We start from the raw sequence: 12,047 nt of genomic DNA on the forward strand, positions 1-12,047 counted from the left end.
AGGAAGGCCCACTCGTCCGGCATCGCAGGATCGCATTGCCGTTCGATGGCATTGACGACCGCGCGTGCGCCAACCGGCCCATCGAGGCGCCACGCTAGCGCGGACTCGGACAGAACTGGTTGTGCGAGCCGCTCCCGAAGGTGCTGCAGTGCACCGCACGCTCGTTGGACGCGCTTGATGAGAAAGCCGCTGGTATCCACCTTCTGATGCGGGTCCACCAGTTCCGGGCCTTGCAGGCCATCCGGGTCATCGTCGTCCGGTTGTCGACGCAGCCAGCCTCGCATGGCCTCATGCAGGGGTCTGGCAGAACTGAGCAACTCGAGTAGAGCGGCCAGCGTCAACCCGCGCAGCTCTTCCGGCGGAGGTAGTGCGCTGGCGTTGCGTACATTCACCGGCCAGTCGGCCATATGCCGCGCCCCGGCGGCATCGATCCACTCAACCACCAGTAGCGAAGGTGGCGGGCCCGAAACTGGCAGTGCGAGCTGCACGATGTCCGGTTGCCCGGCTGCGGTCCAGGAATCGCGCCCGAAAACCTGCTTCGAATCGCGAGACACGAACCAGTCCACGGGCGCGCATCGCGGCTCCAGACGCAGCGTCAACTCGTGCTGATCGTCGGTGCTGGCCAGCAGGTCAGCCTCGAGAAAGAACGCCGGCAGTGGCGGCAAGCCCGCACCGTCCGCATCCTCATCGTTGAATGCCGGGGTGAACTGCGCTCCTGAGCGCAAGTCCACTGCTGTCCCGCCCCGTAGGCCACCCGCTTCGATGGCTTTGTACAGGGCATGCGACGCTTCGGTCCGCACGAAGTAGAGGACATTGGCTTCGAAGTTGCGCCGGTGCTTGCTGAGCCCGGTGCCCGCCGACGTGAAGTTGCTCGACCCTATCAGCCAGGCAACCCAGCCGGGATGCCGAAGCGTGAACATCTTGGCGTGCAAGGGCCTTCGTTCCGGGCCGGCATCGGTAGGGGCCGCTCCGATGTCCACGGGATGCAGGCTGAGCACCGCGCCGCTGCGAGAACTCGGAGCCGATTGCAACACGTGCTCAGGCACCTGCAGGCGCCACTGACCAATCTCCGGCGCGTACTCTCCCGCAACGTGCAGATGCAGCTCGGCCTCACCTCGCTGCCGCAGCATCGCCCACAGCTGGGACTCGGGACCGCCCTGACGAAGTTCGTCGTCGAAGAACGGCGACACGACATGCGCGATCTCCGGTCTGCTAGCTGGCAGCAGCCTGTTCAACTGATCGAAAAGGCTCTCTCGACCGGGGCCCGTCAGCACCAAACGGCGCTGCAAACCTCGCCCCGGCGTGGGGCTGTTGGGCAACGTCTCGTCTACCCAGTCCAGCAGGCGCTCTGCGCGGACCCGGGCTGTGCCCGAGGTGGTCGCCAGGATCTCCCGCAGAAAGGCGATCAGCGGATCGAGTAGTCCTCGATCGGCAGAGCCTCGGTCGAACTCCAGCACCGCCGCGCACTCCTGGCTTCGTCGATAACCCTCGCTGGTGAGGTTTGCCGAGGCCACGATGACCCGTACAACGTCGTTCCAGACCAGGAGGCTGATCTTGGCGTGCATGACCCCAGAGGCGGGTCTTGATGCGAGCAGATCCCAGCGCAGGCTGCGTCGCCCGCCGCAGTGGTGAACATCGGCGACCACGGCTGCGCAGAGAAGCGACGCCAGCTTCTCCTCACGCTCAATCCGATACAGAGCGCCATCACGACCCGGATCGCTCTGGACACCGGCGAAGCGCGCCAAGCATTCCTCCTCGAACAGGGCCGTGTCCAGCGTGAAGGTGGTGGCGAGGACGCCGACCGGTGCGCCGGCGCGTGCAGGTGGCTCCCAGAGCGAGAGCATGCGCCGCTGGTGTTCCAGCTTGTTACGCGAGCGGGCCACTACGCAACCGCCTCAGTGACGCGGGCGCGGCCCAGATCGATGGCGAAGGACCAGATCGGCCGTGTGCGATAGGCGTGCACGTACTCACCCTCAGCGGGAGCGAATTCCTTGGGCTCGTAGGCCGGGCGGATACCAATGCGCCCGTCTCCGAAGGTATCGAACCAGGGCCGCTTTCCATTAGGGGGTTTGGCGCGTTGCACCCGCTCGTGATGCGCGAGCAGGTGAGCCGCAAACTCGGATGCGTTCACGGGCTCGCCCACCCAGGACAGGGAAGACTCCGCACGGACTCGTGCCACGGGATCCACTTCCCCAAGCAGCAGCAAGGCGTCACGCAAGGCCGCCGCACCTTCGCGACTTGCCCGCTGAACGCACGCACCGCCGGCAATCCAGCCTGCAGTCACAGGTCGCCCTTCCTGCGACATGTTCCAGCGCGCCTCGTCGAAGGCATCGGTCAGCAGGCGGGCCAGCCGCTCGAAGGCGCGGATGGTGCGCAGTAGGTGCCGCATGGGCAGGCTGGCGCGGTTGAGCAGGCTTTCGTGGTATGCCGCTTCACTGTCTGCAGCGTTCTGCCAGTCCGCTTGACCGGTCGCATCGGTGAGCAATGCGGCGTACTCGCCACGCAGCGCATCCGACTGAGTCAAGGTCGACCACAGAACGTCACGCTCCATCGATGCCGGCCGATGGGGATTCAGGTGTGCCGCAATCCACGCGCTGATGTCACTACCCGGCGCCGCCATGTGTCCGGATTCAAGCCCAGCACGCACAGTCTTCTCGATTCCACGACGCAGATCGCGCCCGGGGCCCTCGCCATTCAGGAAACCCGCCAACTGCTGATCCTGCTGCCAGGCTTGCAGCACGCGACGACCGCGCTCCAGGGGATTTCCGTCGGCATCGAACAACCCGACCTTGACGCCAAGCACACGATAGATGCCATGGAACCCGAACACGGAGGGCGTCTTGAGGTAGTTGCTGGCACAAACCGGCTCACCCCGTCGCAGGCACTCGGCCACCTTGTCCCGCCCCGGAATGCCCTGAAGATCAGGCGTCCCTGCGAAACGCCTCACCAACGATTGGACGACAAGCCACTCGAAGACCAGCCACGCCGGCAACCGCTTCTGGCTGCCCAATTCCTGCAGCGCACCCTGACAGACCGCGAAGCCTGCCAACGCCAAGGTCAGGTAGCGGGGCTTCGACTGCCGCTCGCGCACGCCCGGCGCAAGTCGAACGCCAAGCGCATCGGCGATCGAGTACAGGCCCAGTGGATCGAGGCTACCTTCCGCCTGCTGAGGCGGGTCGAACGCGGTCTGGAAGGGAAGCAGGGCAAGCGCGCTCACGCTGTCCACTCGCCCGGTGAGTTCGAGATGGAATTCGGCTCATAGATCATGGCTCGATGACCACGTCATCGACGAGACTTTCGAATCCAGCCTCCATGGCACGCCAGAGCGTGGCGAGTTCCCGATAGTCCTCGGCGGTGAACGTGCGACCGTGGTGCGACCGGGCGCGCAGCTGGCCAAGGCGGCCGATCATTTGCCGCAGCGCGTCGACATCCTCGTAGGCAACGGCGAACACCGCCTCGAAGTGTTCGTCGTGGCACATGATCAGCTCGTAGTGCTTGTAGTCGGCGTGGTCCAGCACCGACTCGTCGCCTTCCAACGGCCGTCCAAGCAGCTTCTTGCAGCCGCACAGGGGAAGTCTCTCTTTCGCCCAGTCCTCGCCGTAGGCCGCTTCCATGCACTGGGCGATGAGGGTACGCAGAACTTTCTCGTTCCGATGCACAAGGCCCTGCGCCTTCCTGACCGGAGCGGGCATCGCGTTGTCCTTGATCAGAACTCGGATGTGCCTCCGCTTTTCCTTCCGGGTCAGGATGCGGAACCGGGGGGCGCGTAGCAGGCCGGAGATGCCGAGCAACTCGCGGGCTTGCCGGACGGTGTGCAGTTCGAGCCAAGGGTCCGAGAGCACCGAGTCGATGGCCGACCAAGCGTCGCGACCAAGTACGTCGATGCGGTCGAACATCGTGGAAAGCGCCGAATGCGCGTTCAGCACCTCCGCGCAACCGTCCTCCCACCAGGACAGTCGGTGCGCGTCTGCGAGCTGCGCGGCCAGCGACATGTCCGTGACGCGGTACTGTTCGAGCAGATCGGGCAGCTCGAACGCACCACCGAGGCGAGCCGCCTCGACGGCACTAGCCAGCGAGCCAAGGGCATGATTCGTCTGCAGGTCGAACGCCGATTGACCGACCAGCTGACGATAGGAGTCGAACGCATGGTCCCGCTTGAGGCGCTCCTGCTCGATGATGCTCTCGACAGCCGCCGCGCCCCCCAGCATTCGGTAGAGGTCGTCCGCTGCGGTTGACGCAAGGGGGCGGAGAAATTGCTCCCGCTCTGCGCGCTGCTGCTCCATCACTTGTTCGATGACCGAACTGGCTCCTACTGCGCGAGCCATCTCCCGGATATCGAGATATCTGGAGAGCGTCATGCCACGGCCTCCTCGATCGATTCCTCGACTTTGGGCAGGCGAAGCCTTCCGGAGATCAGGCGTGGAAGCAGGGTGTCCCGGATCTCCGAAAGCAACTGAACCTGCACCGAGTTCGCATGAACTCGACGGTGCATCGACAAGGCGATCAGTTCAAAGGCCTGGATTGCCTCTTGAGGGGGCAGAAGCTGAGGTAAGCCATGCACGTGGTTTCGGTTCAACGTCGGTACTGCCGAGCCTGCGTTGAACTGTTGGAAATCAATTCGACGCAGCAACTCATAGGCGTAGCTGGGTCCGCAGGCGGAGTAGTTCTTGATCCACAAAGTCGTGTTCAGGGGCCAGAAGTCTTCCAGCTCGAGGAAGACCTTACCGAGAACGCCGGACCTTCCCGTAACGATTCCGGGACCTTGCACTTTGGCCTCAGCATGCGTTCCAGCAGGTCCACTGGCTGCGATGATCGGGTATGCACCTGGAACCCGTTGCGTCGCCGGCAGATCGAATCCCCTCTGCAACTCAAGCAGGTCGAGCAAAGTCCCAACGCGCCACCCTTTGGGAATCAACCCTAGCTGCGAGTCCTCGAACTCGCTGGGGAAGAGTGCGGCAGTAGCGGCGTCCATGCCGTCCGGCTCGCGGCCTTCGGCCTTGGCGCGCACCGGGACGAAGTCCACGAACCAGGACTTGAACAGGGCTTGGGCCATGTCTTCAAGGGTGGCGTTGGATTGGCGGAGGAGGTCGATGCGATCGTCGAGCGCCGAAAGCGTGTCCGCAATGCGCTCCTGTTCGCGAATGGGAGGGAGGGCAGCGTGAAATGCCTTCACCTCGGGGAAGTAGATTGTCTGGTGCGTAGTGCCCGACGCGAAGCGTAGAAAGCTCTCCCGCTCTGCCAGAAGCACATACTTGAGGTAGCGGAAGTCGAGATCTTCGGAACACACCCAATTGACGAAATCTTGGCTCGTCGCCATTGGGCGCCCCATGACCACGACGTAGCCGACGGACGCCGTTCGCGACAGGCAAACAGTGTTCACCGGAAGCACTCGAGCAGACGAATTCGCGATTCCCAGATCATTGGTGTACTGATTGGTTCGAAAGAGCGTGCTGCCGTGGTTGGCGGTCGCATCCTTCGTACCGATCCACGGAACGTCACCGCCCCAGTACTCGGGATGCTTTCGACTTGGTGTGTGACCAGTTTCCAAGCGAGCTACATCGGTGAGCCTTGTCCAATGCCAGCCGTCCGGCAAAGGAGACGAGGGCATTCCCACTGAGAGCGCGTAGTCGCCGAGAATGACGCCCGTGGTAGCCGCTCGGCCGCCAGTTCTCGTCTCGCTACGGCCTTTAGACGCCATATCCCAGCGCCCCCAGCTTCTCTCGAATCACCGCGTCCAGCTCCGCCCCCTTTGCCATCTGCTCGGCCAACTGTGCCGTCAGCCGCTCCATCTTGTTGGCGAAGGCCTCGTCGTCATCGTCCTCGACCACAGCGCCTACGTAGCGGCCCGGGGTGAGCACGTAGCCGTGCTTCTCCACATCCTCCAGTGATGCGGAGTAGCAGAAGCCCGGTTCGTCGGCGTACTCACCGCCTTCGCAGAACTCGGTGCCGCGCCAGCGGTGGTAGGTCTGACCGAGTCGCTGCAGGTCATCGTCGTTGAACTCGATCTGGGTGCGCGAAACGCGGCCGCTGGCAGCCTTGCGGGCATCGATGAAGAGGATCTGCCGGCGGCGGTCGATGCGGCCGTTTTCGCCGGCCGCCTTGTTGCGCGACAGAAACCACAGGCAGACCGGGATCTGGGTGTTGGAGAACAGCTGGCCGGGCAGCGCGACCATGCACTCCACCACGTCGGCCTGCACCATCGCGCGGCGGATCTCACCTTCGCCGGACTGCTGCGAGCTCATCGAGCCATTGGCCAGCACGATACCGGCGCGGCCGCGGCTGGAGAGACGGGCCAGCATGTGCTGCAGCCAGGCGAAGTTGGCATTGCCCTTGGGTGGGATGCCGTGCACCCAGCGCGGGTCGTCGGTGAGCTTGTCGCCGTCCCAGTCGGAGATGTTGAAGGGCGGATTGGCCAGGATGTAGTCCGCGCGCAGCGTCTTGTGCTGGTCGTTGGTGAAGCTGGAGCCGTAGGTCTGGCCCAGGTCGCCATCGAGGCCGTGCACCGCAAGGTTCATCAGGCACAGGCGGCGCGTCTGCGCCATCAGCTCCTGGCCGTAGATGGCGAGATCGCCCTGCTTGCCCAGGGTCTTCTGGTGGGCGTCCTTGAACTTGGCCGACTGCACGAACATGCCGCCGGAGCCGCAGGCGGGGTCGTAGATCGTGCCCTTGAAGGGCGCCAGAATCTCGACCAGCAGGTTGACCACGTTCTTGGGCGTGTAGAACTCGCCGGCCTTGGCGCCCTCGTTCATCGCGAACTGGCCGAGGAAATACTCGTACACCTCGCCGAACACGTCGCGGCTGCCGTGCTTGGCGGGGTCGAACTTCAGCCGGGCGATCAGTCCCATCAGCTCGCCAAGCTTGCCCGGCTCCAGGGCAAGGCGTGAGAACTCGCGATACAGCACGCCGCGCAGCGACGGGTTCTCGGCCTCGATGTCGCCCATCGCCTTGTCGAGCAGTTGCGGCAGGTCGGGCGCCGTCGCCAGGGCCAACAGCGTGCTGAAGTGCGCGCCCTTCGGGATCCAGAACACGTTGTCCTGGTCGTAGAAAGTCTTGTCGCCGACGAAGACATCCTCGCTGGCCCTCCGCGTGGCCTCGTCCTCGATGTAGTAGTCCGAGCCTGGCTCGGCGATACGCTGGCGAATGACGTTCGACTGCGCATCGAACAGGTCCGACACGTACTTCAGGAACACCATCCCCAGCACCGGGTACTTGTACTCGGCCGCCGACACCGAGCCGCGCAGCTTGTTGGCGGTGTCCCAGAGTGTGCGTTTGAGTTCTTCGTTGGTCATCGGGTGACTCGTGTCGGCATTGGGGGGGCTCAGGATTCGGGGGTTGGTCGCGCAGAGCCCGTGGCAGCATAGCCTTCGCGAGCCAGCGCCGCGTTCAAGGTGACGCGGCTGACGCTGAAATGCTTGGCGACCTCGGTTTTGGTGATATTCGGATCGGACAGCATCGCCGCCGCCTTTCGCGTGTCGGCCTTCGACATGACGGGCTTGCGGCCGCCCTTCCGACCACGGGCGCGGGCCGCGACAAGGCCGGCCATCGTCCGCTCGCGGATCAGGCTGTGCTCGAACTCGGCGAGCGCGCCGAAGATGTGGAAGACCAGGCGGCCGCCACTGCTGGTGGTATCGATGGCTTCGGTGAGCGACCGGAAGCCAACGCCGCGTTGGTTGAGGTCGTGGACGATCTCGACCAGGTCCTTCAGCGACCTCGCCAGACGGTCGAGCTTCCAGACCACCAGGGTGTCGCCCTTGCGCATCGAGCGCAGGCAGGCGGTCAGCTCAGGCCGCTCGCGGAACTTGCCGGTCGCCTTTTCCTGGAACAGCTCCTCGCAGCCGGCGCCACGGAGCGCGTCGAGCTGCAGCTCCGGGTTCTGGTCCTGCGTACTCACGCGGGCATAGCCGATGATCATCAAACGTACCTTGGCTGTACGTTGATTGTTTTACGACATTTCTTGCGGTCTGGCTAGCGGAAAGTGCAGCTTGGCCTAGCGGTCGTGGAGGCGTACAGGAAACGATCGTTTTCGTTCCTTACCCGGGCAGTCGTGCTGCCCAATCTAATTCGTTGTATGCAACGAATTAGATTGGGAGTATAGTTCAGCGCTATGCGCTACACCCCAGCCCAAGTCAAGGAAGCATTGGAGATCACCGAAGAGACGCTGCGCCATTGGCGAAAGTCTTTGCCGCCGCTCAAGGACAAGCGAGGGTATTCCCCGTGTTTCAGTCCTGGAGATTTGCTTGCGCTAAAAGTTGTCGCTCGGCTCCACGCTTTGGGCATCAGCGTCAGTCAGTTGAAGCTGCACGCTGAGAAGCTTTTTCAGGCCTGCTCTCGATCCGCGTGGTTTGGTTTGGAGGACAAGGTGGTGGTCTACGACGGGCAGACGCTGGAAATGGTTGTTGTTGGTGCAGACGGGCACTGGTCCGAAGTAGTGCGGGTTGCTGCACCGCTTGGGCCGCTTATCCGGCAGTTGCGTCAGCGTCTGTCGGAGGAGGACTCCAATCCTGCGCAGCCTGAAATCGCATTTCCGCCACTGGGCGTTGCCCAAGGGAGGCCTCAATGAGCACACGGCTTCTCCTCAACAGGCTCGATACGTGGCGCACCGAACTAGGACTGATGCCGGTCCCGTTGTTCGGCCACGAAGACGAGAGCCGCTACGTGCTCCTCAATGGTGGCAAGGGCAACTTTTGTTTAGATCTTGCAGGGGACGGGCAGGATGACGCCGGCGCTGAGCGTGATCGCGCTTGGTCGGCCGACGTGGGTCATTACGTAAAGGTGCTGCAAGACCAGGTGCACGTCTGGCGCTGGGACCAGTCGTCCGCGGAGATCATCAAGCGTGATCTCGTTGCCAACAACATCGTCCAGTTCCAGACCTATCTCGAAGAACGCCAGCCGTCCAGGACAAGCTCGGTGGTCGGGCACTTCATCTCGATCTATCGGCAGGTGCGCACGCTTCTGGGCAGTAATGTGGACGGATCTGGCGCTTTGCAGGCATTCCTTTACCTGCTGGCCTGCGCCGACGACTCGAACGGCAATAGCTCGGTCTCCCATATCGACTGGAACAAGCTGCCCCGCGCCCGTGAGCTTGCCGAGTCACTGACACAGCTACAGCGCGATGGCATTCGCGAAGAGATGGTGTGCACACGGCCAGGCGACCGCCTGACGCCCATTATTCCCCTCGTGCTACGTCATGCATCCGGCCGCCTGTTCCAAGAGGCGCACTATCTGGTGGAGCTGGATCCGCAGCAGTCGTTGTTTGGCGCTCCGGAAGCCAAGCCCGTGGGGCGCGATTCGACACTCGGCGCGTTCTTTACGCCGAGTCCGTTGGTGCGTACTGTGGTGGAAGAAGCACTCAAAGCGCAGCCGGCCCTCGCAGCCGATGTCACCGTCTTGGATCCGGCTTGTGGGTCGGGCGAGTTCCTGCGCGAGGCTCTACGCCAACTCCAACTACGCGGACATGCTGGTCGAGTCAGGCTGGTGGGGTGGGACATCTCATCGGCCGCGTTGTCGATGGCGCAGTTCGCACTGGACTGGGAACGCAGCCAATCCGGCCTGAACGTCGACGTTGAGCTCGAGGAACGTGATGCATTGGCGCTCGATGCCTGGAATACAGGCGCGAGCCTGATCCTCATGAATCCACCGTTTGTTTCCTGGCAGGGCATGAATGAGGTGCAGCGTCAGCGCGTGACCGAACGTCTCGGTGCACTGTCCTCCAAGCGGCCTGATTACGCGAGTGTGTTTTTCTTCAACGCCGCCAATGCACTGGGCGAAAACGGAGTCATCGGCGCCGTGTTGCCAGCCTCCCTGCTGGATGGTGAGTCCTACGTGGACTTGCGTCAGGCGATCGCCAACATAGTGAGGCCACATCTCATCGCTAGGCTCGGCAGCCACACCGTATTCGCCGATGCCATGGTCGATGCCGGACTCTACGTTGGTGTTCGAGGGCAGATCGACCGACCACCTCTCGCCGTATGGTCTAGCCATAAGGCGGATTCTTCCGCTCGGGCGCTGCGTCGGCTGAGGTCAATCACGCCTATGCAGGTATCTTCCCACGCCTTCGATGGTGGGGACTACAGCGTCTACGCCGCCGAGCACCTTGGGCGCGATGGAACAAGTTGGGCGCCGCGCCCGTACGCGGCCTATCAACTTCTGCAGGAAGTCGGCCACTTGCCCAAGGTGGGGTCGCTATTCGATGTCTCGCAAGGCACGATCACTGGCCTCAACAGCGTGTTCCTGGTGCCACGAGAATACGTCGAAGCCCTTCCAAAGGGGGAGCGCAAGTATTTTCGTCCGGCGGTGGTCAATAACTCGATCACCAACGGCGTGCTGAACGACAACACCTATGTGTTCTATCCACACGGAAAGGGCCTAGAGATTGATTCGGAAGAGGTGTTACTTAAGAAGCTGAAGGTGTTTTCAGCCGACCGACTCGTTCCGAACATTACCGCTTTGCGCAAGCGCTCGCGAATCAAAGCCGACCAGTGGTGGGTGCTTTCGCTGCCCCGCCAGAAACTGGACGCTAAGGGACCGAAGCTTCTTTCGACTTACTTCGGCGGGGCTGGGTCGTTTGCGTGGGATTCGGATGGGCGCTACATCGCAATTCAAGGCTATGGGTGGACTCCCAAGTCCAACGCAATAGGCGGATGTGAGACTGCCTACCTTGCACTTCTGAATCACCCTCTGGTCGACACGTTGCTGTCTGGCGTCTCCAACAACCTTTCCGGTGGACAATGGAACCTATCCGAGCGATACGTTAATCATCTGCCCTTGCCCAAGTTGCGGGCCGACGAAACGATCACCGAGGTGCTAACTGTCATCGGTAACGCGCTTGCACAAGGCCAGCCCATCGACCGCGATATGTGGAACCGGAGCGTTAGCGCAGCATTCGGCCTGAAACGCAAGGTGTAACGTGGCGAAGCGCCCAAAACGGAGTTCAGCGCCGCTGGCTGACACGGTTGTTCCTCAATGCATCGTTGCTGACGTCGATAGGCTAGCGCGCCAATGCTCGGAGGCATTGAAACGTGCACTGGACTCGCGAGGCGTTTTCGCTACCAAGCGTGAAAGAGGGTCATCGATTTCCATCTACTTCACCGACGGACTCAAGGTCCAAGCGAAGATTCGTGACGCAGAAACGCGCCCCGTCCTTCCCCTCCCAAACACAACAACCGGATGGCTCCATGTCGCCATTGATCTGAATTTCGTGGATAGAAATCAGTGGCGAATTAATCATGTCTCCATTGGTCTTCTACAGGGTGAAACCTCTATCGAGGACAAGAAATCCATTCTGCGCGCCGAGTGGCAGAACCATGAGAAGGCCAACGACTCTGGGCATGCGCAACCCCATTGGCATGTCCTCGGCGCTGCAGGGATTGATGACACGCAGTCGCCACAATTCGAGGAAGTCGTCGAAGTTGCTTCAACAACCCAGTTCGACAGTTTCCTGGCCGAACCTCAGCCCAAAGTCGAACCCTCCAAGGAATTCGCACATTTCCACTACGCGATGGTGGCCGACTGGCATGCCACGCCTTCGCGTGGCCCTTGCCAGACCTTGGATAGTGAAGAGTCGCTCGTATCCTGGCTGGAGGGCTGCGTGCGTTACATCTGCCATCAACTCGTCCACGTCGCAAGCAAGTCAGGTGCGACAGCCGCCGGCGCAGCGGTATAGGGGCCTCTCCAGAGCTTTCGTGTTCTTGCTGCCGGCGTATTGTGATGGCTCAAGCGTGCGTGCGAAACAGATGCCGAGGCTCGAAACACGTGCTGAGCGCGGTCCATGACGCCTATCAAATTGCCGAGCTGATGCCCGACCGGGCGCACTCGCAGTCTCTATCGTGACGAGTCTCAGCGAGTGTTTTTCAGCTTTAGCCAAGCACTTGAAGCATGGAAGACGAAGTGCAAGCATGAACGATCAGAAGTCCAAGCCATTGAAGAGAAGCCAGTCACACCTCCAGGCTCTTCTTCCTGCTGGCAGGAGCAACAGCAGGGGAATAGTTCACACCCTCTCCTGCAATAGTTCACCTATCCGGTTTTCGTCTGCATTCCCCAGTGCTGGC

9 protein-coding genes are annotated in these 12,047 nt (G+C 62.1%); 3 read left to right on the plus strand and 6 right to left on the minus strand.

The features are described 5' to 3' along the window. From KF907_RS00005 to KF907_RS00030, 6 genes are all read right to left on the minus strand, one after another. Positions 1 to 1,844: phospholipase D-like domain-containing protein (locus KF907_RS00005; protein WP_291216778.1), on the minus strand; the 1,844-nt coding region annotated here is incomplete at its 3' end. A gap of 38 nt (positions 1,845 to 1,882) precedes the next feature. Beyond that, a complete protein-coding gene (locus KF907_RS00010; protein ID WP_291216780.1) occupies positions 1,883 to 3,217 on the minus strand; it encodes a hypothetical protein in 1,335 nt (444 codons plus the stop codon). Between the two features lie 46 nt (positions 3,218 to 3,263). Continuing rightward, on the minus strand, positions 3,264 to 4,358 hold the full coding sequence (locus KF907_RS00015) for a hypothetical protein (protein WP_291216782.1): 1,095 nt from the start codon (positions 4,356 to 4,358) through the stop codon (positions 3,264 to 3,266). After that, positions 4,355 to 5,698 (minus strand): restriction endonuclease subunit S, encoded by a 1,344-nt coding sequence (locus tag KF907_RS00020; protein WP_343214745.1) that lies wholly within the window; start codon positions 5,696 to 5,698, stop codon positions 4,355 to 4,357. The genes KF907_RS00015 and KF907_RS00020 overlap by 4 nt, the downstream gene beginning before the upstream one ends. Continuing rightward, positions 5,688 to 7,289 carry a type I restriction-modification system subunit M gene (locus KF907_RS00025; protein WP_291216784.1) on the minus strand — a complete coding sequence of 534 codons (1,602 nt, stop codon included), beginning with the start codon at positions 7,287 to 7,289 and terminating at the stop codon, positions 5,688 to 5,690. Before KF907_RS00025 ends, KF907_RS00020 begins: the two co-directional genes overlap by 11 nt. Positions 7,290 to 7,318: 29 nt before the next feature. Further along, a complete protein-coding gene (locus KF907_RS00030) occupies positions 7,319 to 7,915 on the minus strand; it encodes a recombinase family protein (RefSeq protein WP_291216786.1) in 597 nt (198 codons plus the stop codon). Between the two features lie 189 nt (positions 7,916 to 8,104). Between KF907_RS00030 and KF907_RS00035 the strand changes: the two genes are divergently transcribed. From KF907_RS00035 to KF907_RS00045, 3 genes are read left to right on the plus strand one after another with little or no spacing between them, the layout of a single operon-like run. Further along, positions 8,105 to 8,560 carry a MerR family transcriptional regulator gene (locus tag KF907_RS00035; RefSeq protein WP_291216787.1) on the plus strand — a complete coding sequence of 152 codons (456 nt, stop codon included), beginning with the start codon at positions 8,105 to 8,107 and terminating at the stop codon, positions 8,558 to 8,560. Then, on the plus strand, positions 8,557 to 10,905 hold the full coding sequence (locus tag KF907_RS00040; RefSeq protein ID WP_291216790.1) for an N-6 DNA methylase: 2,349 nt from the start codon (positions 8,557 to 8,559) through the stop codon (positions 10,903 to 10,905). Before KF907_RS00035 ends, KF907_RS00040 begins: the two co-directional genes overlap by 4 nt. A gap of 1 nt (position 10,906) precedes the next feature. Further along, a complete protein-coding gene (locus KF907_RS00045) occupies positions 10,907 to 11,662 on the plus strand; it encodes a hypothetical protein (protein WP_291216791.1) in 756 nt (251 codons plus the stop codon). Positions 11,663 to 12,047: the final 385 nt, after the last annotated feature.

This window comes from Dokdonella sp., assembly GCF_019634775.1.
Classification (GTDB): Bacteria; Pseudomonadota; Gammaproteobacteria; order Xanthomonadales; family Rhodanobacteraceae; genus Dokdonella.

Excerpts from the sequence above, each read along its gene's own strand:
- KF907_RS00035 (WP_291216787.1), top strand. The coding sequence starts at position 8,105 with ATGCGCTACACCCCAGCCCAAGTCAAGGAAGCATTGGAGATCACCGAA.
- KF907_RS00025 (WP_291216784.1), bottom strand. The coding sequence starts at position 7,289 with ATGACCAACGAAGAACTCAAACGCACACTCTGGGACACCGCCAACAAG.
- KF907_RS00020 (WP_343214745.1), bottom strand. The coding sequence starts at position 5,698 with ATGGCGTCTAAAGGCCGTAGCGAGACGAGAACTGGCGGCCGAGCGGCT.
- KF907_RS00040 (WP_291216790.1), top strand. The coding sequence starts at position 8,557 with ATGAGCACACGGCTTCTCCTCAACAGGCTCGATACGTGGCGCACCGAA.
- KF907_RS00015 (WP_291216782.1), bottom strand. The coding sequence starts at position 4,358 with ATGACGCTCTCCAGATATCTCGATATCCGGGAGATGGCTCGCGCAGTA.